The following is a 25,486-nucleotide window of genomic DNA, read 5'->3' as shown; positions in this document are numbered from 1 at the left end:
CGTCGCCATCACCGACGACTCGTGCTCGGTGTCCGTCGCGAAGGCGACGGCCGGTGCCGTGACGTTCTCGATCACCAACAACGGCACCGACGTCAACGAGTTCGAGATCCTCGCCTCGGACAAGCTGCGCATCGTCGGCGAGAAGGAGAACGTGACGCCGGGCCAGACGGTGTCCTACGTCGCACAGCTGAACCCCGGCACGTACTACACGGCCTGCAAGTTCCAGCTCGTCGGCGCTCCCGTCGGCCTCGCCGAGTTCACCGTCACCGGTGAGAACGCGGCCGTCTCGAAGGACGAGCAGGCGCTCACCGACCAGGCCGTGACGAACTACGTCGCCTACATCAAGTCGCAGGTGGCCGAACTCGTGCCGCAGGTGAAGGCCTTCACCGACGCGTACGCCGCCGGCGACGATGAGACCGCCCGTCAGCTCTTCGCGACGACGCGCGTCTCGTACGAACGCATCGAGCCGACGGCCGAGGCGTTCGGCGACCTCGACCCGAAGATCGACTACCGCGAGGTCGACGCCGTGGCTGAAGGACTCGACTGGACCGGCTTCCACCGGATCGAGAAGGACCTCTGGCCGCCGGCAGCCGACGCGCTGAACTCCGACGGCACGAGCGCGCTGACGGACTGGACGCCGTCGACGCCGGAACAGCGTCAGCAGTTCGCCACCGGACTCGTCGACGACGTGCAGCAGCTGTTCGACCTCGTCTCCGAGAAGGACTTCACCGTGAGCCTCGGCGACATCTCGAACGGTGCCATCGGTCTCCTCGACGAGGTCGCCGTCGGCAAGATCTCCGGCGAGGAGGACTGGTGGTCCCACACCGACCTCTACGACTTCGCGGCCAACGTGCAGGGAGCCGAGGTCGCGTTCGGCAACGTCAAGGACATCGCCGCGAGCAAGGGTGACGCGGGCACGAAGCTCGTCGGCCAGATCGAGACCGAGTTCACGGCGCTGCAGGACCTGCTCGCGAAGTACGGCAGCCTCGACAGCGGCTTCGTGAGCTACGACACCGTCACCGAGGAGCAGCGCAAGGAGCTCTCCGACCAGGTGAACGCCCTCGCCGAGCCGCTGTCGCAGCTCACCCACACGGTGCTCGGCGTCGCCGAGTAGCACCGAACGGATCCACCGCCGCCTCCGCGGCGCGCCGGGCCGGAACCGCTCAGAGCATTCTGGGGGTTCCGGCCCTGCGGCCTTCCAGCCATCCCTGAATAGCATGAGGTCCGATGACCGAGCACACTCCCCCCACGACTCCTGCAACCGAGGCAGGGTCCACGCCCACCGCGTCTGGACCCGAGGCAGGATCGACGCCCACCGCGCCTGAACCCGGCGCCGCGTCCGCACCACCGAACGACGCCCCGCGGCGCGGGCTGTCGCGCCGGGCGCTGTTCGGCCTCGCCGGAGCGGGCGCCGCAGGGCTGGCGGCCGGAGCCGGGGCGACCGCGGCCATCACCGCCGCCGTCAGCGCCTCGGCGAGTGCCGCGGGCGTCACGACGGTCTACCCGTTCAACGGGGCCCACCAGAGCGGGATCACGACGCCGGCGCAGGACCGCCTGCACTTCGCCGCGTACGACGTGTCGGCTGGGACCACCCGGGAGGAGCTCATCGAGTTGCTCCAGGACTGGAGTGTCGCCGCGGCGCGCATGACGCAGGGGAAGGAGGTCGCCGACGGCGGTGCCGTCGACGGCTCCCCGCTCGCTCCCCCGGTCGACACCGGAGAAGCGCTCGGACTGCCCGCCAGCGGGCTCACGATCACCTTCGGGTTCGGACCCACGCTCTTCACCGCCGAGGACGGCACGGACCGGTTCGGCATCGCCGACCGGCGCCCGGCCGAGTTGGAGAAGCTCCCCCGCTTCACGGGCGACAACCTCCAGGCGGGCCTCACCGGCGGCGACCTCTGCATCCAGGCGTGCGCCGACGACCCGCAGGTCGCCGTGCACGCGATCCGCAATCTGAGCCGCATCGCGTTCGGACGCGCCTCCATCCGCTGGTCGCAGCTCGGCTTCGGTCGTACCTCCTCGACCTCCACCAGCCAGGTCACCCCGCGCAACCTGTTCGGCTTCAAAGACGGCACCGCGAACGTCAAGTCCGAGGAGACCAAGACGGTCGAGGAGCAGGTCTGGGTTCAGGACGGAGACAGCGCCGCCTGGCTGAGCGGTGGTTCCTACCTCGTGGTCCGGAAGATCCGCATGATCATCGAGACCTGGGACCGCGCGCAGCTCCAGGAGCAGGAGCGCGTCATCGGTCGGAGCAAGGGCGAGGGCGCACCGCTGTCGGGCGGTAAGGAGTTCACTGAGCCCGACTTCGACGCGGTCGGCGCAACGGATCAGCCGCTCATCGACAAGCACTCGCACGTGCGCCTGGCGCACCCGACCCAGCTCAAGGGCACGAAGCTCCTGCGACGCGGATACAACTTCGTCGACGGCAACGACGACCTCGGGCGGTTGAACGCCGGACTGTTCTTCATGTCGTACCAGCGATCGCCGAAGCAGTTCATCGACGTGCAGCGCGCGCTGGCCACCGATGCGCTCAACGAGTACATCAAGCACGTCGGGTCGGCGATCTTCGCGGTGCCGCCGGGCGCGAGCAAGGACGGCTGGGTCGGCGAGACGCTCTTCGCGTAGGACCTGCCCGGTCGCTGAGCCCCGGTCACTGAGCCCTCCCTGTCCGGTCACTGAGCCTGTCGAAGTGCTACTTGACCGTCACCGTGTAGAGGATGCTGTCCGCCGAGGCGACGAGCTTCACGTCGTAGGCCGTCGTCGACATCGTCACGATCGAACCGTCTCCGTTCGCGATCTCCGCGTCGACCGTGAAGCCCGCCGCGACGAGCGCGTCCTTCGCTGCGGTGGCCGCGTCGGTCGCCTGGACCGTGACGACGAAGGTGTCCTTGCCGTCGACCGTTCCACGTCCGCCGTTGACCGTGCCGTCGACCACCGGGACCGCGTCGACGGGGTATCCGTCCGGCAGCCCCTCGTCGAGGTTCACGTCGAAGTCGCCACCGGTGGCGTCGCGGATGCCCTGCTCGACGGAGTCCTTGACGGTGGACTCGATGACGCTGCACCCGGCGAGCGTCGGAGCGAGGACGAGGGCGGCCAGCAGGGCGAGGGAGGCGGGTCGGCGCATGCCCATCAGCTTAACGACCCGATGCCCGGTCTTCCTGAGAGGACCGGGCATCGGGTTGGAGCGGCTGCTGCCTACTCGGACTGCTTCTTGAGACGCGAGTAGCTGCGCTGGCGGGCCTGAGCGTCGAGCTCGACCTTGCGGATGCGCACGTGCTCGGGCGTGACCTCGACGCACTCGTCCTCGCGGGCGAACTCGAGGCTCTCCTCGAGCGTGAGGACGCGCGGCGGCGTCATCGACTCGAAGTTGTCGGCCGAAGACTGACGCATGTTGGTCAGCTTCTTCTCCTTGGTGATGTTGACGTCCATGTCGTCGTTGCGCGAGTTCTCACCGATGACCATGCCCTCGTAGACCTCTTCGGTCGGCTGCACGAAGAACGACATGCGCTCCTGCAGCGCGATGATCGCGAAGGGCGTGACCACGCCGGAGCGGTCGGCGACGATCGAGCCGTTGTTGCGCGTCGTGATCGCGCCGGCCCACTCGCCGTATCCGTGTGCCAACGCGTTGGCGATACCCGTACCGCGCGTGGCGGTGAGGAACTCGGAGCGGAAACCGATGAGGCCGCGCGACGGGACGATGAACTCCATGCGGACCCAGCCGGTGCCGTGGTTCGCCATGTTCTCCATGCGGCCCTTGCGAGCGGCGAGGAGCTGGGTGATCGCGCCGAGGTGCTCCTCGGGAGCGTCGATGGTCAGGTGCTCGTACGGCTCGTGGACCTTGCCGTCGATACGCTTCGTGACCACCTGCGGCTTGCCGACGGTGAGCTCGTAGCCTTCGCGACGCATCTGCTCGACGAGGATGGCGAGCGCGAGCTCTCCACGGCCCTGGACCTCCCACGCGTCGGGTCGACCGATGTCGAGGACCTTGAGCGAGACGTTACCGATGAGCTCGCGGTCGAGGCGGTCCTTGACCATGCGCGCGGTGAGCTTGTGGCCCTTGACCTTGCCCATGAGCGGCGAGGTGTTGGTACCGATGGTCATCGAGATGGCCGGGTCGTCGACCGTGATGGCCGGCAGCGCGCGGACGTCCTCGGGGTCGGCCAGGGTGTCGCCGATCATGATGTCGGCGAAACCGGCGACGGCGACGATGTCGCCGGGGCCGGCGCTCTCGGCCGGGTAGCGGTCGAGGGCCTTCGTGATCATGAGCTCGGTGACGCGGACGTTGTGGACGTCGCCGTCGTGGCGGACCCAGGCGACCGTCTGGCCCTTCTTCAGCGTGCCGTTGAAGATGCGCAGGAGCGCGAGGCGACCGAGGAACGGCGAGGCGTCGAGGTTCGTGACGTGCGCCTGGAGCGGGTGCTCGTCGTCGTACTGCGGAGCCGGGATGTGCTCGAGGATGGCTGCGAACAGCGGCTCGAGGTCCTCGCTGTCGGGCAGTTCGCCGTTGGCGGGCTTGTTGGACGACGCGCGGCCGGCCTTACCGGAGGCGTAGACGACCGGGACGTCGAGGACGGCGTCGAGGTCGAGGTCGGGGACGTCGTCGACCATGTCGCTGGCGAGACCGATGAGGAGGTCCTGGCTCTCGACGACGACCTCGTCGATGCGCGCGTCGGGGCGGTCGGTCTTGTTGACCAGGAGGATGACCGGCAGCTTGGCCTCGAGCGCCTTGCGGAGCACGAACCGGGTCTGCGGCAGGGGGCCCTCGGACGCGTCGACGAGGAGGACGACGCCGTCGACCATGGACAGGCCGCGCTCGACCTCTCCACCGAAGTCGGCGTGGCCCGGGGTGTCGATGACGTTGATCGTGATCGGGCCGTCGGTGGCGTGTTCGCCCTTGTACGAGATCGCCGTGTTCTTGGCGAGGATGGTGATGCCCTTTTCGCGCTCGAGCTCATTCGAGTCCATGGCGCGTTCTTCGAGGTGGGCGTGTTCGGCGAAAGAGTTGGTCTGTCGCAGCATGGCGTCGACGAGGGTCGTCTTGCCGTGGTCAACGTGGGCCACGATCGCGACATTGCGCAGATCGGAACGAGTGGCGAGCGCCATAAAAGGGTGGCTTCCTTCAAGTGGATGGGATTCGGGCACGATGGTGCCGACGGACCATCATACCGCAGGAGTCCTGGCCGGGGGCTGAACGGCGACGGGCACCGGCGGTTTCCCGCCGATGCCCGTCGTCCTCAGGGTTCAGGAGGAACCCGTCGTGTCGCTTACTTCTTCCAGCCCACGTTCTTCCAGTCGATGGTCTCGAACTGGGTCGGCCCGTAGTTCACGAGGCCGGTCTTGACGCCGTAGGTGTACGGCACCGGGAACAGCGGGAGCGTGGTCGCGAGGGCGACGATCTTCTTGTCGATCTCCTTCGCGATCTCGAGGCGCTTGTCGGGGTCGAGCTCCGCGTTGGCGCTCGCCCAGAGGTCACCGAGCGAGTCGTCGGTGACGCCGGGGAAGTTCTGCCCGGAGTCGGCCGGGTAGAAGATCGACTCGGTGCTGGAGATCGGGAAGGCGGTGCCCTGCCACGCGAAGCTCACGGCGTCGAAGTCGCGGGTCTCGGTGGTGACGTACTTCGTGAAGAAGTCGTCCGAGGGGACGGTGTCGATCTGGAGGTCGAAGCCCGACTCCTTCACCATGGCCTGCACCTGCTGCGACGTCTCGGCGGAGACCGGGTTGTCGGAGTCGATGACGTAGCGGACGGTCAGCTTCTGGCCGTCCTTCTCGCGGATGCCGTCGCTGCCTTCCTTCCAACCGGCGTCCTCGAGCTGCTTCTTGGCCGCGTCGATGTCGTAGCCGAGCACCTTGGAGGCGTCGTCCTCGTAGCCGTCCTGGCCCGGGAGGAAGATGAGGTTGTTCAGCAGGTCGGTCGGTGCGTCGATCGCGGCGAGGCGGGCCTCGGCGATGGTCTGACGGTTGATCGACTTGGCGAACGCCTGGCGGACCTCGGGGTCGCTCAGGACCTCGGACGTGCCGTTCAGCGTGATGTGGTTGTAGGTGGTGCCGCGCGAACGCTGGATCTCGGCGTCGCTGCGCTTCTGAGCCGTCTGGTAGTTGTCGGCGTTGGAACCCACGCTGAAGACGTCGATCTCACTGTTGGAGAACGCCTGGGCGAGCCCGGCGCGGGAGATCTGCTTGAAGATGATGTTGTCGAGCTTCGGCTTGTCGCCCCACCACTTCGGGTTGGGCGCGAAGGTGACGACGGCACCGGTCTGGTCGATCTTGCTGACGATGTACGGGCCACCCGACACGTAGGTCGTGCCGTCGGCCGCGTACGGTCCGGTCGCCCAGAGGGTGTTGAACGACTCCGGCGTCGCGCCGAGCCACTTCGGCCAGATGTTGCCGAGGATGGACGGCCAGTCGGCGTTCTTGTTCTTGAACGTGATGAGGACGTCCTGCGGGCTGTCGCCGGCGGTGACGGACTCGATGTCCTTCCACACGTTCGTGGACGTGGGTGCGTACGCCTCGTTCGCGCCGTTCAGGGACTGCCACGTCGCAGCGACGTCGTCGACGCTGATCGCGGTGCCGTCGGACCACACGGCGTCGGGGTTGATCTTGATCTCGACGACCTGCGGGTCCTCGCTCTTCAGCTCGACCGAGGTCGCGTAGTCGGGGTTCGCCTCCCAGGAGCCGTCTTCCTTGATCTTGACGAACGACGGCGTGTACAGGTTCGTGAGGAACTGGTCGTCGACCGTGCCGGCGTCGAGGTTGTTGAGGTTCCAGTTGGCCGGGATCGTGTCGACCGCGAGGTTGAGTGTGCCGCCCTGGGCGATCTGGTCGGCGTCGGCGCGCTCCCAGCCGGTGCCGGACAGCTCGGCGGGCTTCGACGTCGAGCCGCCACCGCCTGAACCGCCTCCGGTGCAAGCCGTCAATGCGAGGGCGACGATCGAGACGCCGGCGAGGATCATCCCGCCGCGCCGCTTCGATCCCTGTGTTCTGGAACTCATCGAGATCCACCTTTCGTGACGTGTAACTGCGCAACGCCGCACCGATGCGGAGCGGAAGGCGCGCAGGCCAATGTGGACCATCTTGCACCCGCTCCGGGGATCCCCCACAAGTGGGCACGAATTGTTACCGTTTCGATTTCTCGACGGTACGAGCCGGAAACATACGTTTCGTTTCCTGGGAACACGCGTCGTTTTCTGATTCCCGATGGTTCGGGGTTACAGTGTCTCCACCCCACGAGGGGAGCACAGCTGACGGGACGACGCGGTCCCGCACAACGACTTCGCAAGGCTGGTACATGATCGGGTTCATTGCACGGCGGTTGGTCAACTACCTGTTCCTCTCCGCCATCGCCACCATGCTGGGCTACGTGCTCGTGAGCATGACGCTCCAGCCCTCGGCCCGGTTCCTCGGGAAGAACCCGCCCATCCCGCAGTCCTCGATCGACGCGGCGCTCGACAAGATGGGCGTCAACCCGAAGGTGCCGCTGCTCGAACGCCTCTGGGACTGGGTCACCCAGCTCGTGACCACCGGGTCCCTCGGCGTCAGCACCCGCGGCACCCAGGTCACGGCCGACATCTTCGAGCGCTCGGGCACGAGCCTCCGACTCCTCGTCATCGGCACCATCCTGGGCGCGGTCATCGGCGTCGCCCTCGGCGTCTGGGGCGCCGTCCGGCAGTACCGGGCCAGCGACCAGATCATCACCTACGCCTCGTTCACGATCCTCGCGATGCCCGTCTTCGTCATCGGCGTCGTGCTCATGATCCTCGCGACGTCGCTCAACCAGGCGGTCGGCACGAACGTCATCAACTTCACCGGCGAGTACACCGCCGGCTTACAGGGCGGGTTCTGGACACAGTTCGGCGACCGGGCGATGCATCTGCTGCTGCCCACCATCACCCTCACCGTCGGCGCCGTCGCCTCGTACTCGCGGTACCAGCGCAGCGCCATGCTCGACGTGATGAGCGCCGACTACATCCGGACCGCCCGCTCGAAGGGCCGGACCCGCGGCTCCGCGATCATCCGACACGGCGTCCGCGTCGCGCTCATCCCGATGTCGACGTTCTTCGCCTACTCCTTCGGGCTCATCCTCACCGGCGCGAGTGTGACGGAGAACGTCTTCAGCTGGCACGGCATGGGCGAGTACCTCCTCACGAGCGTCTCGAACTCGGACATCAACGCCGCCGCCGGGACGATCCTCTTCACCTCCATCCTCGTCCTGATCGCCGGAACCCTCTCCGACGTGATCTATGCGGCGCTCGACCCGAGAGTGCGGGTGTAACGACATGGCACTGACCGACCCATCGACCCTCACCGTCGGCGAACCCGAGACGATGCGGGACGCACCCAAGCGGCCGCAGTCCCGCGGACGCACGATCCTCCGGAAGGTGCTCGCCACGAAGCGCGCCCGCATCGGTGGTGGCGTCCTCCTCTTCATCATCCTCTGGGCCTTCATCGGCCCGCTGCTCTCCCCCTGGTCCTTCACCGACCAGGACGGCCTCGCCTTCAGCCAGCCGCCCTCGCTGTCGCACTGGTTCGGCACGAACAACATCGGCCAGGACGTGTACGCGCAGACCCTCGTCGGTCTGCAGAAGTCCATCGTCATCGGCCTGATCGTCGGCCCGGGGGCGGCGATCATCGCCGGACTCGTCGGGGCCATCGCCGGTTACGTCGGCGGCGTCTGGGACAAGGCGATCGTCTGGCTCATCGACCTGCTCCTCGTCATCCCCGGCTTCTTCCTCCTCGTGCTCCTCAGCCCGGCGTTCAAGTCGCTCTCCTGGCTCGCCCTCGTCGTCTTCCTCGTCCTGTTCGGCTGGATGGTGCTCGCCCGCGTCATCCGCGGGCAGACGATGTCGCTCCGCGAACGCGAGTACGTCAAGGCCGCGCGCTTCATGGGCGTCCCCGGGTTCACGATCATCCGTCGGCACATCATCCCGAACGTCGCGAGCCTCCTCATCATCGACGCGACGCTCGGCATCGGCGCGGCGATCCTGTCGGAGACGACGCTGAGCTTCTTCGGCTTCGGCGTCCAGGCACCCGACGTCTCGCTCGGCACTCTCCTCGCCGCCGGTGCGAGCGCGGCCGTGACGCGGCCCTGGCTGTTCGTCTTCCCCGCAGCGATCCTCGTCATCACCGTGCTCGCCTCGAGCCTCCTCGGCGACGCCCTCCGCGACGCCATCGACCCGACCTCAGGAGCCAACCGTGACTGACCCCCAGGCGACCGCGCCGCTCCTCAAGGTCGACGACCTCAGCGTCACCTTCCCCAACGCCGGCACGCCGGTGCACGCCGTCCGCGGTGTCTCCTACGAGGTGCGGCGAGGCGAGTTCCTCGGCATCGTCGGCGAGTCGGGCTCCGGTAAGAGCGTCTCCTCGATGGCCGTCATGGGGCTGCTCCCGACCAATGCGCAGGTGAGCGGCAGCATCCGCTACGACGGCGTCGAGCTGCTCGGCCAGTCTGACAAGGAACTGTCGAAGATCCGCGGGCGCGACATCGCCATGATCTTCCAGGATCCGCTCTCGGCCCTCACGCCCGTCTACACGATCGGTCAGCAGATCGCCGAGGGCCTCCGTCTCCACGACTCCGCGCTCTCGCAGCGCGCCGCCGAGACCCGGGCCGTCGAACTCCTGAAGATCGTCGGCATCCCGAACGCGGAGCGGCGTGCCAAGTCGTTCCCGCACGAGTTCTCCGGTGGCATGCGTCAGCGGGCCATGATCGCGATCGCCATCGCCAACGACCCGCAGCTGATCATCGCCGACGAGCCGACCACCGCGCTCGACGTCACCATCCAGGCGCAGATCCTCGAGGTGCTCCAGAAGGCGAAGGACATCACCGGCGCCGCCGTGGTGCTCATCACGCACGACCTCGGTGTCGTCGCCGGCAACGCCGACCGGGTGGCCGTGATGTACGCGGGTCGGATCGTCGAGACGGCACCCGTCGTCCCATTGTTCCGCGAACCCCTCATGCCGTACACGATCGGTCTGCTGCGCTCCATGCCGAACATGGCCGCGAACCAGCAGGAGCGACTCGTCCCGCTCGAGGGACGCCCACCGCTGTTGACGACCGTGCCGACCGGCTGCCCCTTCGCCCCGCGCTGCCCGATCGCCGTGGCCGCCTGCCTCGAGGGTGAACCGGCGCTGCTCCCCGTCCTCGACGGTCCCGTCGAGGACCCGACGACCTCGGTCAACCACACCGCGGCGTGCATCCGCGCCGGCGAGATCGCCGACGGGTCGCTGCGCCGCCCGGAGATCTTCCCTCGGCCGGACGAGGTACCGGAGGAGCTCGTCGCCGAGGTCGCTCCGGAGACCGTCCTCGACGTCCGCGACCTGACCCGCGCCTTCCCGCTCACGAAGGGCGTCGTGTTCCGTCGCAACATCGGCACCGTCCGCGCGGTCGACGGGGTCTCGTTCAGCGTCCAGCGCGGACGCACCCTCGGCCTCGTCGGGGAGTCCGGCTGCGGGAAGACGACGACGATCATGGAGATCCTCGAACTCGCCAGGACGCAGGGCGGCAGCATCCACGTGAACGGGGTCGACACCGCGACGCTGTCGAAGCCCGACCGCCGGAAGCTGCGCAGCGACATCCAGGTGGTGTTCCAGGACCCGATGGCCTCGCTCGATCCGCGCATGACGATCGAGGACATCATCGGCGAACCGTTGACCGTCCACGGGGTCTCCCCCACCGAGATCCGCTCCCGCGTCGGTGCCATGCTCGAACTCGTCGGCCTGGAACCGTCCTTCGCCGGCCGGTACCCGCACGAGTTCTCGGGTGGCCAGCGACAGCGCATCGGCATCGCCCGGGCGCTCGTCGTCGAACCGAAGATCCTCGTGCTCGACGAGCCGGTCTCCGCGCTCGACGTCTCCGTCCAGGCCGGCGTCATCAACCTGCTCGAAGACCTCAAGCAGCGGCTCGGACTCTCGTACCTGTTCGTCGCCCACGACCTCGCCGTCGTCCGGCACATCGCCGACGACGTGGCGGTCATGTACCTCGGGCGCATCGTCGAGTACGGACCCAGTGCCACGATCTTCGACGACCCGAAGCACCCGTACACGCAGGCGCTCCTCTCCGCGGTGCCGGTCCCGGACCCCGAGATCGAACGCAGCCGGCAGCGCATCCTGCTGAACGGCGACCTCCCCTCCCCCAGCGACGACCGGGTCGGCTGCAGTTTCCGGAGCCGCTGCCCGCTGTTCCAGCTGCTGCCGGCGGAGAAGCAGGCGGTCTGCGAACGCGACGATCCGCGAGAGCGCCCCGTCGACGGACGGCTCGTGGCGTGTCACCATGCGGAGAGCGACCGGCTCGTCACCGCCTGATCGAGCCGTGCGGCCCCGCGGGTCGGCGGCCTGGAAGGATGGTGGACGTGAACGAAGCGACGAACGCCGGCAATCGGACCACTCTGCGGAGCACGAGCGGCTTCTGGATCCTCGGGGTCACCGCCCTGCTCATGGTCTTCTTCATCATCGACGCCGTCGGCCGCGGGGCCTGGAACTTCGCGGTCCAGGCGCTCCCGTGGGAGCTCCTCGTCGTGTGGCTGGTCTACCTCGTCCTCGTCCGCCCCTGCATCGTCATCGAGCCGTCGCAGCTGACCATCGTGAACGTGGGGCGTCTCCACGACATCCCGTGGTCGCGCATGGAGGAGGCGACCAGCCGCTACCAGCTCACGGTGCTCCTCCGCGACGGTCGGAAGATCACGAGCTGGGGCGCGCCGAGCGCCGGTCTCGACCGCCCGTCGATGATCGGCGGACGCGCCGGACGACGCGGGGTCGACCACCAGGACCGCGCGGCGGGTGTCCGCCGACCCGGCCGCGCCGGCAACGAGGGTCCGACGGCCGTCGACCTCATCGACCGTGCGCACGAACGCTGGGGTCGGATCGACCCGAAGGACGACCGCCTCGCCACCTCGCGCTGGGACGTCGTCGCCCTCGGCGTCACGGCCGCACTCGTCCTCTGGGGCGTCGCCTCGGCGCTCCTCGGCTAGCGACCGGCGGACGCCTCCCGCAACGCCGAAGGGCGGTGCCACGGATCACTCCGCGGCACCGCCCTTCGACGTGGTGCGCCGGTTACAGCGCGAGCTCGATCCCGGCGCCGGGGATGGCGTCGAGGAGTTCGCGCGTGTACTGCTGCTTCGGGTTCTCGAAGACGTCGTCCGTGGTCGACGCCTCCACGATCTTCCCCTTCTGCATGACCGCGACGTTGTCGGCGATCACGCGCACGACCGCGAGGTCGTGGGTGATGAAGAGGTACGTCAGCTGCAGCTCCGACTGGAGGTCGGCGAGCAACTGCAGGATCTGCGCCTGGACGAGGACGTCGAGCGCGGACACCGCCTCGTCGAGGACGACGATCTCAGGCTTCAACGCGAGTGCGCGAGCGATCGCGATGCGCTGACGCTGTCCACCGGAGAGTTCGTTCGGGTACCGGGTCGCGACCGCCTGCGGCAGCGAGACCTGGTCGAGGAGCTCCAGCACGCGAGCACGGCGGGAGGCCTTGTCGCCCACCTTGTGCGTGACGAGCGGTTCAGCGATCGTGTTGCCGATGTTCCGCAGCGGGTCGAGGGAACCGTAGGGGTCCTGGAAGACCGGCTGCATCTTCCGGCGCAGCGCGAGGAGGCCCTTGCGATCGAGCCCCTCCATCGCCTTGCCACCGATGCGGATCTGGCCGGACGTCGGCGTCTCCAGCTGCAGGAGCAGCTTCGCCACGGTCGACTTGCCGGATCCGGACTCGCCGACGAGCGCCATGGTGGTGCCCCTCGGGATCTCGAACGAGACGCCGTCGACGGCCTTGAGCTCCCGCTCAGCCGCCTTCTGGCCACGGATGTTGTAGACCTTCTCGAGGTCCTTGACCACGATCGCGGCTTCCGCGTCCGGCTGGGCAGCCTGCGCCGCAGCGCGGTGCTCGGCGGCGACGATGAGGTCGATGCCCTCGGAGCCGGCGGGAGCCTCGTGGTCGAGGGTCTCGAGCGATCCGGTCGCCGACTGGATGCGACGCGACGCCAGGCTCGGCGCCGCTGCGACGAGCCGCTTCGTGTACGGGTGCACCGGGTTCTGCAGGATCTCGACCGACGGACCGGCCTCGACGATCTGCCCCTTGTACATGACGATGAGCTTCTCAGCGCGCTCGGCGGCGAGGCCGAGGTCGTGCGTGATGAAGAGCAGCGCCGTGCCGCTGTCGCGGGTCAGGCTCTCGAGGTGGTCGAGGATCTTCCGCTGGACCGTGACGTCGAGCGCCGACGTCGGCTCGTCCGCGATGAGCAGCTTCGGGCTCGACGACAGACCGATACCGATGAGCACGCGCTGACGCATGCCGCCGGAGAACTGGTGCGGGAACTGCTTCAGGCGACGGTCGGCGTCGGAGAGGCCGGCCTGCTGGAGCACCTCGATCGCCTTGGCGCGGACGGCCTTCTTGCCGTGGGCGATGCCGTTGGCACGGATGGCCTCCTCGACCTGGAAGCCGATGTTCCACACCGGGTTCAGGTTGGACATCGGGTCCTGCGGTACGAAACCGATCAGGCGTCCTCGGACGTCCTCGATCTCGTTGCGGGAGAGCTTCGAGAGGTCGCGCCCCTCGAAGAGGATCTCGCCCCCGCTGATCTTGCCGGTACCGGGCAGGAGGTTGATGATCGCGTGCGCGGTCGTCGACTTCCCGGATCCGGACTCACCGACGATCGCGACGGTCTCCCCGGGCATCATGGTGAACCCGGTCTTGCGGATGGCCTGGACCGTCCCGCTCTGGGTACGGAAGGTGACCTCGAGGTCCTTGACCTCGAGCAGCGGCTGCTGGGTGTTCATCTGGCTCGCGTTCAACGCAGGGCCCTCGCCTTCGGGTCGAGCGCGTCTCGCAGGACTTCGCCCATCATGATGAAGCTGAGCACGGTGAGCGACAGCGCGATCGACGGGTAGATCAGCACCTGCGGCGCCGTGCGGAGGTCACGCTGCGCCTGGCTGATGTCGTTGCCCCAGGACATGGTCTCGCTTCCGAGCCCCACGCCGAGGAAGGACAGCGTCGCCTCGGCGACGATCGCGGACGCCAGCGAGATCGTGATGACGACGATCACCGGTGGGATCGCGTTCGGCAGCACGTGGCGCAGGAGGATCTTGAAGCGGGAGACACCCAGCGCGATGGACGCTTGGACGTAGTCCGCGTTCTTGACCCTGAGCACCTCCGCTCGAAGCACTCGGGCGACGGATGGCCAGGCGAACAGACCGATCGCCAAGGAGATCGTCCACACGCTCCGGTACTTCGCGAGCACCGACATGACGACGACGGCCGCGAGGATGTACGGGATGGAGAAGAAGATGTCGCCGATGCGGGACAGCACCGAGTCGACCCAACCGCCGTAGAAGCCGGCGAACGCGCCGAACACGATGCCGAGCGTGGCGGTGATCAGCGTCACGATGAGCCCGACGGACAGCGACGTGGAGGTCCCGTAGATGACCCGCGCGAAGATGTCGCAGCCCTGCTTCGTGAACCCGAGGATGTGGCCGGCCTCAGGCCCGCCGTTGCTGTTCTCGAGGAAGCACTGGTTGTTCGGGGGCGTCTGCGTGAAGAGGAAGGGGAACAGGCCCACGACCACGACGAGCAGGATGAGGACGGACGAGATCCAGAACATGGGACGACGGCGCATGAACGCCCACGCGTCGGTCCAGAGGTTGCTGACCTTCTCGTCGACCTTGACGGCGTCGATGACCGCGAGGGGGGTCTCTTCGAGCGGCGCGACGAAGTGATTCGGGGATCGCTTGATCGTCGGCTCCTGATCATTACTTGACATAGCGGATCCTTGGGTCGAGCACGGCGTAGAAGAGGTCGATGACGAGGTTGATGATGAGGTAGAACAACACCATCACCGTCACGAAGGACACCACGGTCGGGCCTTCTCCTCGGAGGATGGCCTGGTAGAGCGTGCGGCCGACACCGGGGACGTTGAAGATGCCCTCGGTCACCGTGGCGCCGACGATCAGCACACCGAAGTCCACCGCGAGGTAGGTCACGACCGGGATCAGCGAGTTGCGCAGGATGTGCACGGGGATGACCCGGCGACGGCTGAGGCCCTTCGAGTACGCCGTACGGACGAAGTCGAGCGACTGCGTCTCGATGACCGAGGACCGGGTCAACCGCACGATCTGCGCGAAGCTGATGGTGGCGAGGACCAGTGCGGGGAGTAAGAGGTCTTGTATCGGCGCGCCCGGGCCGACCGTCGGTCTGAACCACCCGAGCTGGATCCCGAACACGTACTGCGCGACGAACGCGATGACGAAGACGGGGAGCGAGATGAGGATCAGGCTGACCACGAGGAACGAGGCGTCGAAGATGCCGCCCTTGCGGATGCCGGAGATGAGACCGATCGTGATGCCGGCGACCATCTCGAAGAAGACGGCGATGACGGCGAGCCGCAGCGTGACCGGGAAGGCCTGCGCGAGGATCTCGCTGACCGGCTGCCCGGAGAAGGACGTTCCGAGGTCGCCGGTGAAGATGCCGCCGAGGTACAGGAAGTACTGCACGATGAACGGCTTGTCGAGGTTGTACTCGGCGTTGAGTTGAGCGATCTGCGCGGCGCTCGGCGTCTTGTCGCCGAACAATGCGAGCACGGGATCACCGGGCAACGCGAAGACCATGAAATAGATGAGGAAGGTCGTGCCGAGCAGTACGGGGATAGCCTGCAGGACACGACGAAGAATGTAACCGCCCATGGTGTGGGACTCCTGAACTCGTGAAGCTGGGTGGGCCCGGAAGAACCGGACCCACCCAGCTATGCCGCTACAAGACTACTTGGTGATCTCGTAGTACAGCGGCACCGAGTTCCAACCGAACTCGACGTTCTGCACGCCTTCGCCGAAGCCGCCGCTCACGTTCTGGTACCAGAGCGGGATGGCCGGCAGGTCCTTGAAGAGGACCGCCTGGGCGTCCTGGAACTTCTTGTTCGCAGCGTCCAGGTCGGTCTCGGACGAACCCTCGGAGAGGAGCTTGTCGAACTCGGGGCTCGAGTAGTCACCGTCGTTCGAGGAAGCACCGGTCGCGTAGAGCGGAGCGAGGAAGTTGTACAGACCCGGGTAGTCGGCCTGCCATCCGGAGCGGAACGCCGTCTCGATGGAGCGGTTGGTGATGCCGGCGCGGAAGTCACCGAAGACGGCGACCGGGACGCCCGAGGACTCGATGCCCAGGACGTTCTTGATGCCGTTGGTCACTGCGTCGACCCAGGCCTGGTGCGGCCCGTCGGCGTTGTACGCGATCTGGAAGGAGCCGTCCCACGGGGAGATGGCGTCGGCCTCGGCCCAGAGTTCCTTGGCCTTCTTCTCGTTGTACTTGAGGACGTCGTTACCTTCGATGTCCTTCGAGTAGCCGTCGATGACCGGCGAGGTGAAGTCGGTCGCCGGCGTGCGGGTCCCGTTGAAGATGACCTTGGTGATCTCTTCACGGTTGATCGCGTACGAGATGGCCTGACGACGCAGCTGACCCTCTTCACCGCTGAAGTGCGGGAGGCGGGACGGGATCGTGAAGGACTGGAACACGGCGGCCGGCTGGTTGACCGCGCGGTCGCCCAGGTCGTCCTGGTAGGTGGAGAGCGCGGAGTCCGGGATCTGGTCCAGGACGTCGAGGTTGCCGCTCAGCAGGTCGGCGTAGGCGCTGTCGAAGTCCTTGTAGAACGTGATGGTCAGGCCACCGTTCTTGGCTTCGCGGCCACCCTTGTACTCGTCGTTCTTGACGAGCTTGATCGACTCGTTGTGCTTCCACGCCTTGTCGCCGTCGACCTTGTACGGGCCGTTGCCGATCGGGTTCTGTCCGAACTCGTCCGTGACCTTGCCGGCCGCGTCGAACGCTGCAGCGGGCAGCGGGTAGAAGGCGGAGTAGCCCAGACGCAGCGGGAAGTCCGATGCAGGTGCGGACAGCTTCACCGTGAAGGTGGTGTCGTCCACGACGCTCAGGCCCGTCAGGGGCTGGCCGGTCTCGTTGTAGCCCTCGACGTCAGCGAAGAACGAGGCGTTCTTGCGGAGGTTGACGACGGCGTCCTGCCATGCCATGACGAACGAGTCAGCGGTGACGGGGTCGCCGTTGGTGAACTTCTGATCAGCCTTGATCTTGATCGTGAAGGTGGTCGAGTCGTCGGTGTCGATCGACTCGGCCAGGTCGTCGACCGGCTTGCCGTCGGCCGCGTAGTAGCGGAGGCCTGCGAAGACCTCGTCGATGATCTTTCCGCCACCGACCTCGTTGGTGTCGCTGGGGATGAGGCCCGACTCCGGCTCGGAGCCGTTGGTCGTGATGACGGATGATGCGCTGCTGGTGCTCTCGCTGCTGGAACCGCCACCGGAACAACCGGTGAGGACGAGAGCCCCTGCTGCGATGATGGCGGCGGCAGAGCCGAACCGACTGAACTTCACAGTTCCTCCTTGGGGAAAGGGCAAGCGAAAACAGCGCATCGTGTGCGCTGGATCGCTCTTTGAATACTCTGACGATAAGCAGAAGCAGGACGGCGAGCAAACTGGGACGCCAAACGTTACACAGCGGTAACCCAATCGCCGGATTGTTGCTCACGGATGCTTTTTCGTGCACGGATCCCGCCCACGACGCAACAGAACGATCATGATCGCAAAACTCGTGCAGTCACTTCGTCGTTCTGGATACGAATCGTAAGGCGTTCGTCTCCTGATATCCGCCGAGCGGACGCGCAGATGGTATGCGGTGCGCTCGGAGCCACCAGCCAGCAGAATGGACCGGTGAGCGAACAGAACACCACCGAGCGGGGACCGGACCTCCCCGAGGGCGCCGGAAACAACCGTCGGTGGTGGGAGATCGGCATCGTCCTCGCGCTGAGCCTCGGGGCGTCGGCGGTGTACTCGATCATCTCGCTCATCGCGAAGCTCACCGCGGGGCCGCCGCTCTCCGATCAATCTGCGGCGATCAACACCACGCAGGCCACCCGGGAGTGGCTCGACTTCAGCTACCAGTTCCTCGGGCTCTTCTTCCAGCTCGCGCCGGTCGCCCTCGTCATCTACCTGCTCTGGCAGCCCGGACGCAGCGGCTTCGCGCGGATGGGACTCGACCTCCGCTCCCCCGGACGCGACCTCGGCCGCGGTCTGCTCCTCGTCGCCGCGATCGGTGTCCCCGGCATCGGTGTGTACGCGTTGGGCCGCGCACTCGGCGTCACGGTCGCGGTCTCGACGTTCCCCGACACCATGTACTGGTGGACGATCCCGATGCTCGTCTTCTCCGCCCTCCGCGCCGGCCTCCAGGAGGAGGTCATCATCATCGGCTACCTGTACACCAGGCTCCGCGAGATCGGGTGGGGGTGGTGGACGATCATCCTGTCGACCGCCGTCCTCCGCGGGAGCTACCACCTGTACCAGGGCATCGGGCCGTTCTTCGGCAACGTCGCCATGGGGATCGCGTTCGGCTGGTGCTACAAGCGCTGGGGGCGGGTGATGCCGCTCGTCGTCGCGCACACGGTCATCGACATCATCTCGTTCGCGGGCTTCCCGCTCGCCGTCGCCTGGTGGCCGGAGATCTTCGCCGCGACGCCGTCCTCCTGACGACCCGTTCGCCCATCACGGGGCGGACGAGCACTCCCTCGCCCACGAATGGGCGAGGGAGTGCTCATGGACCGGCTAGGCGAAGGCCTCGGGCGGCGGGCAGGCGCACACGAGGTTGCGGTCGCCGTACGCCTGGTCGATGCGACGCACCGGCGGCCAGTACTTCGTGCGCACGAGCGTGTGTACGGGGTAGACGGCGAGCTCGCGCGAGTACGCGTGCGTCCACTCCCCCTCGATGACCGACTGGGCCGTGTGCGGCGCCCCGACGAGCGGGTTGTCGTCGGCAGGCCACTCGCCCGCCGCGACGGCGTCCGCTTCCGCCTTGATCGCGATCATCGCGTCGACGAAGCGGTCGACCTCGGTGAGGTCCTCGCTCTCCGTCGGCTCGACCATGAGCGTCCCCGCGACGGGGAACGACATCGTCGGCGCGTGGAACCCGTAGTCGACGAGACGCTTGGCCACGTCGTCGACGGAGATCCCGGTCGCCTCCTTGAGCGGACGGAGGTCGAGGATGCACTCGTGCGCCACGAGGTCGCTGTCGCCCGTGTACAGGACGGGATAGTGGTCGCGCAGTCGCGCAGCGATGTAGTTCGCCGCGAGCACCGCGGCCCCGGTCGCCTCGCGGAGCCCTTCCGAACCCATCATGCGGACGTAGGCCCACGAGATCGGCAGGATGCTCGGGCTGCCGTAGGGAGCCGCCGAGATCGGACCGCCGTCGTGCACGACCGTCCCGCCGCCGAGCAGCGGGTGCTCGGCCCGCTGCGCCAGCGGGTGACCGGGCAGGAACGGCGCGAGGTGCGCCTTGGCGGCGACCGGCCCGACACCGGGGCCGCCACCGCCGTGCGGGATGCAGAACGTCTTGTGCAGGTTCAGGTGCGAGACGTCGCCGCCGAACTCACCGAACCGCGCGTACCCGAGCAGCGCGTTGAGGTTCGCGCCGTCGACGTAGACCTGGCCGCCGGCGTCGTGCACGGCCTGGGTGATGGTCTTCACCTCGTGCTCGTAGACGCCGTGGGTGGACGGGTAGGTGATCATGAGCGCGGCGAGGGACTCGGCGTTGGCCTCGATCTTCGACCGGAGGTCGTCGAGGTCGACGTTGCCCTGCTCGTCGCACGCGACGACGACCACACGCATGCCGGCGAGGACGGCGGAGGCCGCGTTCGTGCCGTGCGCGCTCGAGGGGATGAGGCAGACCGTCCGTTGCTCGTCGCCGTTCGCGCGGTGGTAGCCGCGGATGGCGAGGAGACCGGCGAGCTCGCCCTGGCTGCCGGCGTTCGGCTGCAGCGACACGGAGTCGTACCCGGTGACCTCGGCCAGCCAGGTCTCGAGCTGGTCGACGAGTTCGAGCGAGCCTGCGACGTCCTCACGCGGGGCGAACGGGTGCAGCCCGGCGAACTCGGGCCAGGTGACGGCCTCCATCTCGGTGGCGGCGTTGAGCTTCATCGTGCACGAACCCAGCGGGATCATCCCCCGGTCGAGCGCGTAGTCGCGGTCGGCAAGCTGCTTGAGGTACCGCATCATGGCGGTCTCCGAGTGGTGGGTGTTGAACACCGGGTGCGTCAGATACTCGGTCTCGCGGGCGAGCGTGGCCGGGTACTCCGACACGGCGCTCGGACCGAACGCCGAGGCGGACGCCCCCTCGTCGAAGACGTATGCCGACGGCTCTCCGGCGGTGGCGGTCCCAGCGGTCGTGAGCACCTCGACGAGGGTCGGGACGACGCTCTCGACCGCGCTCACCTCGTCGAAGCTCATCGAGACGGTCGTCTCGTCGACGGCCCACAGCAGGAGGCCGCGGTCGTGCGCACCCGACACCACCGCTGCGCTGTCGGCGACGCGCACCTGCAGGGTGTCGAAGTAGTGCTCCGTGAGCACCTCGACACCCGCCGACCCCAGCAGACGGGCTGCACTCGCGGTGGTCGCGTGCACCGACTGCGCGATCCGCTTGAGCCCGTCGGGCCCGTGGTACACGGCGTACATCGCGGCCATGACCGCCAGCAGGACCTGGGCCGTGCAGATGTTGCTCGTGGCCTTCTCACGGCGGATGTGCTGCTCGCGCGTCTGCAGCGTGAGCCGGTAGGCGGGGTGACCCGCCGCGTCCTGGCTGACGCCGACGAGGCGACCGGGCATCTGGCGCTCGAGGCCCTTGCGGACCGCGAGGTACCCAGCGTGCGGCCCGCCGAAGCCCATCGGCACGCCGAAGCGCTGGCTCGTCCCGACCGCGATGTCCGCGCCGAGGGAACCGGGCGAGGAGATGAGCGTGAGGGCGAGGAGATCGGCCGCGACGACCGACACGCCGCCGGCCGCCTTGACCGCCGCGATGATCGCCGACGGGTCCCACACGAGCCCGGAGGCACCGGGGTACTGCACGAAGACACCGAACGCCGCCGGGAGGTCCTCGGGCGAGGTGGTCGACAACGGCAGCTCGACGAGGTCGATGCCGACCGCTTCCGCGCGACTCCGGAGGAGCGCCTTCGTCTGCGGGTACGCGTCGGCGTCGACGATGAACGTCGCGTCGGCGAGCTTCGAGGCCCGGCGCGCGAGGAGCATGCCTTCGACGACCGCGGTGCTCTCGTCGAGCATCGAGGCGTTGGCCGTGTCGAGACCGGTGAGGTCGGCGACCATCGTCTGGAAGTTGATGAGCGCCTCGAGGCGGCCCTGCGAGATCTCGGGCTGGTACGGCGTGTAGGCCGTGTACCAGGAGGGGTTCTCGAGGACGTTCCGCTTGATGACCGCCGGCGTGATCGTGTCGAAGTAACCGAGACCGATCAGGCTCCGGTTCACCGTGTTGCGGCCGGCGAGCTCACGGAGTTCGGCGAGCGCCGCCCGCTCGGTCGCGGCGTCGGGGATGCTGGACGAGGCGAGTTCGGCGGCCGTGATCGCGGAGGGGACGGCCGCGGCGAGCAGGGCGTCGACGCTGTCGTACCCGACGGCGGCGAGCATCGTCGCCTGGGCGGCGGTGTCGGTTCCGATGTGCCGTTCTGCGAAGCGGTCCGCCATCACTCGCCCACCAGCGCGGCGTAGTCGTCCCAGCTGAGGAGCGTGTCGGGCAGCGCGTCGTAGCGCACCGAGACGAGCCAGCCGGCACCGAACGGGTCGCTGTTGACGAGCGACGGGTCGTCGACGACGGCGCCGTTGGCCTCGACGACCTCGCCGTCGAGCGGGGCGAAGAGCTCGCCGACGGACTTCGTGGACTCGATCTCGCCGACCACGGTGCTGGCCGAGAGCGCCGCGCCGACGGCGGGGAGGTCCACGAAGACGACGTCACCGAGCTTCTCGGCGGCGTAGTCGGTGATCCCGATGACGGCGAGATCGCCCTCGACGCGGATCCACTCGTGCTCGGCGGTGTACTTGAGGGTGGTCTTGTCGGCCATGGGTTACTTCTCTCTCGAATAGAAGGGGAGCGTGGTGACGGTCGCGGGGATCCGCGTGCCGCGGACGTCGATGTCGAGCACGGTGCCCGGCTCGGCGTGGTCGGGGTGCACGTAGGCCATGGCGATCGGGTGTCCGAGGGTCGGCGACAGCGCCCCGCTCGTCACCTCGCCGACGGTCGTGTCGCCGGCGAGGACGCGGTAACCGGCACGACCGGCGCGACGCCCCTCGGAGACGAGGGCGACGAGCACCGGTGCGTCGTCCGCCGGACCGGCCTCGACGGCGTCACGACCGATGAACGTGCCGTGCTTGCCGAGTGCGACGACGCGGCCGAGTCCGGCCTGCACGGGCAGCATGTCCGGACCGAGCTCGTGGCCGTACAACGGCATGCCGGCTTCGAGCCGGAGCGTGTCGCGACTGGCGAGCCCGGCGGGGACCAGTCCGAGCGGTGTCCCGGCGGCGACGATGGCGTTCCACAGCTCCACGGCGTCGGCCGCGTCGACGTACAGCTCGAACCCGTCCTCGCCGGTGTACCCGGTGCGCCCGATGAAGACCGTGCCGTTCTCGAAGGAGGCACCCGTCGCGCGGTAGTACTTCACCTCGTCGAGGGAGGGCAGTTCGTCCAGGATGTGGAGCCCCTCGGTCGCCTGGAGGATGGCGCGGGAGGCGGGCCCCTGGACGGCGATGAGCGCGATCTCGTCGCTGCGGTCCATGACGACCACGTGCTCGAACGCCGCGGCCCGCTCGGTGAGCGCTGCGACGACGGCGTCGTGGTTGCCCGCGTTCGCGACGACGAGGTACTCGTGCTCACCGTTGCGGTAGACGACGAGGTCGTCGATGATGCCGCCGGCCTCGTTCAGCAGCAGGGAGTACTTGGCCTGGAGCAGATCGATGGCGGACAGCTTGCCCGCGAGCGCCTGGTCGAGGAAGTCGGCGGCGTCGTCGCCCACGACCTGGATCTCGGCCATGTGGGAGATGTCGAAGATGCCGGCGGCGGTGCGCACGGCGTGGTGCTCGGCGAGGTCGCTCGAGTACCGCACGGGCATCTGCCATCCGGCGAAGTCCGTGAAGCTCGCGCCGGCGGCTTCGTGGACGGCATGGAGCGGGCTGGTTCGTTCGAGGTCGGTCACGAGTTCTCCGGGGTCGCGTGGTGCGCTGCGGGCACCTGACGGTGCCCGTTGGGAACTCCCCCTCTGTCATTGGCCTGAGAGCTTCACGAGCGCCGCTGCTGCGGACACTGCTTTCACCGTCGGCGAGCGCACCACGAACGTGCGCTGCTTTCCAGAGTGGCCAGTCCGATGCGGTACAGGACCTGAGAGATTGGCGGGGAGGCTTGCTCCTTCGGTGCCGGCGTACCGGCTCTCCCGCATCGTGTTTGCGGCCCGATGTTCGATTGAGCCGCCAGCATATCGCGAGTGGTCGCCTCGGCGCAGGACCTTGTTCGAGTCAGGTGTACACTAAGCCTGTATCGAGTACAGGTCATTTCTACCTGAAGTGCCGCCGGTGCTCCGGAACACGGAGATCCCCCATGCAGCGATCGACGACTCCCGCGGAGCAGACGGACCCGCAGGTCGGCCTCGCGGTCTCGACCGTCATCTTCACGCTCCGAGCCGACGACGGGTTCGGCGCGACCGACCCGCAGCCGGGCATCTGGCTCCCGCTCGTCCGGCGCATCCGTGAGCCCTACGACGGCCTCTGGGCGCTGCCGGGCGGCCCGCTCGGTGCCGCGGAATCCCTCGCGGACGCGGCCTCGTCGACCCTGGAGACGACCACCTCCCTCCGCCCGCGGTACCTCGAGCAGTTGTACGCGTTCGGCGACCTCGACCGCTCCCCCGCCGAGCGGGTCGTCTCGATCGTCTACTGGGCGCTCGTCGGGTCCGACGAGGCGAAGCGCACGCGGCTCGGCCAGAACGTCCGCTGGTTCCCGGCCGACGCACTCCCCCCGTTGGCGTTCGACCACCGCGACATCGTCGAGTACGCCCTGTGGCGGCTCCGCAACAAGCTGGAGTACAGCCACATCGCGCACGCCTTCCTCGGCGAGACCTTCACCCTCTCCGAACTCCGGGAGGTGCACGAGGCGGTGTTGCAGAAGCAGCTCGACCCCGCGAACTTCCGACGCCAGGTCGAGTCCTCCGGTCTCGTCCTGCAGACCGACGAGCTCCGTACCGGTGGGCGCCACCGCCCGGCGCGGCTCTACCGGTGGACCCAGCCCGTCACCCGACCGGAGACCCCGTCGCCCGGGCGGTCGACGAGCCGCAGGCCCACGACGTCCACCCCGACCACCCGTCAGCAGTCCGAGGAGCCAGCATGACCATCACCGCATCCGTCGACGACACCATCCAGCAGATCACCGAGGGTGCGTCCGACGGCGCGACCTGCGCGCCCGAGCTCGCGGCCGGGCCCTGGGTGTTCGACCTGCAGCCGCCGAGCTACGGCCCTGGCGCGTCGATGGGCGACGTCATCCCGACCGGTTCGCCGCGACAGGGACAACTCCCGGCCGCGTACCGCGACGCCTCGAACGACGAGCTCCACCGCCGCATCGTGGCCGCGAAGCAGACCCTCGGAGACCGCGTCGTGATCCTCGGGCACTTCTATCAGCGCGACGAGGTGGTCCAGCACGCCGACTACATCGGCGACTCCTTCCAACTCGCGAACGCGGCCAAGGCACGCACCGAGGCCGAGGCGATCGTGTTCTGCGGCGTGCACTTCATGGCCGAGACGGCCGACCTCCTGTCCGGACCCGAGCAGGCCGTGATCCTCCCGAACCTCGCCGCCGGCTGCTCGATGGCCGACATGGCGGACATCGACCAGGTCGAGGAGGCGTGGGAGGCCCTCGAGGCGCTCTACGGGACCGAACCGGACGCCGACGGCCGGGTACCGGTCATCCCCGTCACCTACATGAACTCCTCGGCGGCGCTCAAGGGCTTCTGCGGTCGGCACGGCGGGATCGTCTGCACGTCCAGCAACGCGGAGACGGTCCTGCGGTGGGCCTTCGAGCGCGGACAGCGGGTGCTGTTCTTCCCGGACCAGCACCTGGGTCGGAACACCGCCAAGAAGCTGGGCGTGCCACTCGAGCACATGCCGATGTGGAACCCGAACCGCCCGCTCGGCGGCAACGAGGCGACGGACCTCGAGCAGGCAGAGGTCATCCTGTGGCACGGCTTCTGCTCGGTGCACAAGCGGTTCACCGTCGACCAGATCGACCGCGCCCGGGCGGAGCACCCCGGCGTCCGGGTCATCGTGCACCCCGAGTGCCCGATGGCGGTCGTCGACGCCGCCGACGAGGCGGGATCGACGGACTACATCCAGAAGGCCATCGCGGCGGCGCCGGACGGCACCACGTTCGCGATCGGCACCGAGATCAACATGGTGCAGCGCCTCGCCGCGCAGTACCCGCAGCACACGATCTTCTGCCTCGACGACGTGATCTGCCCCTGCTCGACGATGTACCGCATCCACCCCGGCTACCTGGCCTGGGTGCTCGAAGGACTCGTCGCGGGCGAGGTGCTCAACCGCATCACCGTCTCCGACGACGTGGCCGTCCCGGCCCGCCTGTCGCTCGAGCGCATGCTCGCCGCGAAGCCGCCGGTCGCCGCCGGAACCCAGGCCGGCTGAC

General features: G+C 68.0%; 19 protein-coding genes and 2 riboswitches. Of the genes, 9 read left to right on the top strand and 10 right to left on the bottom strand.

Features of this window, described 5'->3' with window-relative positions; genetic code table 11:
• Together efeO and efeB are read left to right on the top strand one after the other, a co-directional pair.
• Window positions 1–1,114, top strand: a 1,114-nt coding sequence (efeO, locus tag AC5JOC_RS07195; RefSeq protein WP_494245920.1) for an iron uptake system protein EfeO, incomplete at its 5' end; no start/stop codon positions are given.
• A 113-nt stretch (window positions 1,115–1,227) separates the two neighbouring features.
• The gene (gene efeB / locus AC5JOC_RS07190) at window positions 1,228–2,625 is read left to right on the top strand and encodes an iron uptake transporter deferrochelatase/peroxidase subunit (protein ID WP_192005230.1); all 1,398 of its coding nucleotides are present in this window, start codon (window positions 1,228–1,230) and stop codon (window positions 2,623–2,625) included.
• Window positions 2,626–2,692: 67 nt separating this feature from the next.
• Here efeB and AC5JOC_RS07185 read toward each other — a convergent pair whose 3' ends face one another.
• From AC5JOC_RS07185 to AC5JOC_RS07175, 3 genes are all read right to left on the bottom strand, one after another.
• Window positions 2,693–3,124, bottom strand: a complete 432-nt coding sequence (locus AC5JOC_RS07185) for a hypothetical protein (protein ID WP_192005231.1) — start codon at window positions 3,122–3,124, stop codon at window positions 2,693–2,695.
• 71 nt (window positions 3,125–3,195) lie between these two features.
• Window positions 3,196–5,103 carry a translational GTPase TypA gene (typA, locus tag AC5JOC_RS07180; RefSeq protein ID WP_056007297.1) on the bottom strand — a complete coding sequence of 636 codons (1,908 nt, stop codon included), beginning with the start codon at window positions 5,101–5,103 and terminating at the stop codon, window positions 3,196–3,198.
• A 161-nt stretch (window positions 5,104–5,264) separates the two neighbouring features.
• On the bottom strand, window positions 5,265–6,989 hold the full coding sequence (locus AC5JOC_RS07175) for an ABC transporter family substrate-binding protein (RefSeq protein ID WP_159878240.1): 1,725 nt from the start codon (window positions 6,987–6,989) through the stop codon (window positions 5,265–5,267).
• A gap of 296 nt (window positions 6,990–7,285) precedes the next feature.
• Between AC5JOC_RS07175 and AC5JOC_RS07170 the strand changes: the two genes are divergently transcribed.
• The 4 genes from AC5JOC_RS07170 to AC5JOC_RS07155 are packed head-to-tail and all read left to right on the top strand — an operon-like array spanning window position 7,286 to window position 11,960.
• The gene (locus AC5JOC_RS07170) at window positions 7,286–8,269 is read left to right on the top strand and encodes an ABC transporter permease (RefSeq protein ID WP_079705532.1); all 984 of its coding nucleotides are present in this window, start codon (window positions 7,286–7,288) and stop codon (window positions 8,267–8,269) included.
• Window positions 8,270–8,273: 4 nt separating this feature from the next.
• Entirely contained in the window at window positions 8,274–9,197 is a 924-nt protein-coding gene (locus AC5JOC_RS07165; RefSeq protein WP_079705531.1) for an ABC transporter permease, read from the top strand.
• Window positions 9,190–11,295 (top strand): ABC transporter ATP-binding protein, encoded by a 2,106-nt coding sequence (locus AC5JOC_RS07160; protein ID WP_202939683.1) that lies wholly within the window; start codon window positions 9,190–9,192, stop codon window positions 11,293–11,295. The genes AC5JOC_RS07165 and AC5JOC_RS07160 overlap by 8 nt, the downstream gene beginning before the upstream one ends.
• A gap of 47 nt (window positions 11,296–11,342) precedes the next feature.
• The gene (locus AC5JOC_RS07155; RefSeq protein ID WP_192005234.1) at window positions 11,343–11,960 is read left to right on the top strand and encodes a hypothetical protein; all 618 of its coding nucleotides are present in this window, start codon (window positions 11,343–11,345) and stop codon (window positions 11,958–11,960) included.
• An 82-nt stretch (window positions 11,961–12,042) separates the two neighbouring features.
• Here AC5JOC_RS07155 and AC5JOC_RS07150 read toward each other — a convergent pair whose 3' ends face one another.
• The 4 genes from AC5JOC_RS07150 to AC5JOC_RS07135 form a co-directional block, all read right to left on the bottom strand.
• The gene (locus tag AC5JOC_RS07150; RefSeq protein ID WP_079705528.1) at window positions 12,043–13,767 is read right to left on the bottom strand and encodes a dipeptide ABC transporter ATP-binding protein; all 1,725 of its coding nucleotides are present in this window, start codon (window positions 13,765–13,767) and stop codon (window positions 12,043–12,045) included.
• Between the two features lie 11 nt (window positions 13,768–13,778).
• Entirely contained in the window at window positions 13,779–14,747 is a 969-nt protein-coding gene (locus AC5JOC_RS07145) for an ABC transporter permease (protein WP_064296417.1), read from the bottom strand.
• A complete protein-coding gene (locus AC5JOC_RS07140; RefSeq protein WP_064296418.1) occupies window positions 14,737–15,666 on the bottom strand; it encodes an ABC transporter permease in 930 nt (309 codons plus the stop codon). The genes AC5JOC_RS07145 and AC5JOC_RS07140 overlap by 11 nt, the downstream gene beginning before the upstream one ends.
• A gap of 75 nt (window positions 15,667–15,741) precedes the next feature.
• Entirely contained in the window at window positions 15,742–17,352 is a 1,611-nt protein-coding gene (locus AC5JOC_RS07135) for a peptide ABC transporter substrate-binding protein (RefSeq protein WP_241160856.1), read from the bottom strand.
• A 336-nt stretch (window positions 17,353–17,688) separates the two neighbouring features.
• Here AC5JOC_RS07135 and AC5JOC_RS07130 point away from each other — a divergent pair, with 336 nt between their 5' ends.
• Window positions 17,689–18,501 carry a CPBP family intramembrane glutamic endopeptidase gene (locus tag AC5JOC_RS07130; protein WP_426737029.1) on the top strand — a complete coding sequence of 271 codons (813 nt, stop codon included), beginning with the start codon at window positions 17,689–17,691 and terminating at the stop codon, window positions 18,499–18,501.
• Window positions 18,502–18,576: 75 nt separating this feature from the next.
• Here AC5JOC_RS07130 and gcvP read toward each other — a convergent pair whose 3' ends face one another.
• Genes gcvP through gcvT form a run of 3 tightly spaced genes read right to left on the bottom strand, consistent with a single transcriptional unit; the run spans window position 18,577 to window position 23,000 of the window.
• Window positions 18,577–21,498: an aminomethyl-transferring glycine dehydrogenase gene (gene gcvP, locus AC5JOC_RS07125; RefSeq protein ID WP_494245914.1), complete on the bottom strand. Its 2,922-nt coding sequence runs from the start codon at window positions 21,496–21,498 to the stop codon at window positions 18,577–18,579.
• On the bottom strand, window positions 21,498–21,872 hold the full coding sequence (gcvH, locus tag AC5JOC_RS07120; protein ID WP_124769004.1) for a glycine cleavage system protein GcvH: 375 nt from the start codon (window positions 21,870–21,872) through the stop codon (window positions 21,498–21,500). Before gcvH ends, gcvP begins: the two co-directional genes overlap by 1 nt.
• A gap of 3 nt (window positions 21,873–21,875) precedes the next feature.
• On the bottom strand, window positions 21,876–23,000 hold the full coding sequence (gene gcvT, locus AC5JOC_RS07115; protein WP_192005239.1) for a glycine cleavage system aminomethyltransferase GcvT: 1,125 nt from the start codon (window positions 22,998–23,000) through the stop codon (window positions 21,876–21,878).
• Window positions 23,001–23,056: 56 nt separating this feature from the next.
• Window positions 23,057–23,160: riboswitch (glycine riboswitch) on the bottom strand.
• 1 nt (window position 23,161) lies between these two features.
• Window positions 23,162–23,247: riboswitch (glycine riboswitch) on the bottom strand.
• Between the two features lie 151 nt (window positions 23,248–23,398).
• Here gcvT and AC5JOC_RS07110 point away from each other — a divergent pair.
• Window positions 23,399–24,181, top strand: a complete 783-nt coding sequence (locus tag AC5JOC_RS07110) for an NUDIX hydrolase (protein ID WP_192018209.1) — start codon at window positions 23,399–23,401, stop codon at window positions 24,179–24,181.
• Complete coding sequence (nadA, locus tag AC5JOC_RS07105) at window positions 24,178–25,485, top strand: quinolinate synthase NadA (protein WP_274499657.1); 1,308 nt, start codon at window positions 24,178–24,180, stop codon at window positions 25,483–25,485. The genes AC5JOC_RS07110 and nadA overlap by 4 nt, the downstream gene beginning before the upstream one ends.
• The last annotated feature ends 1 nt before the right edge of the window (window position 25,486 follow it).

Source organism: Plantibacter sp., assembly GCF_059073635.1.
This window is presented reverse-complemented; position numbering and strand designations above follow the sequence as displayed.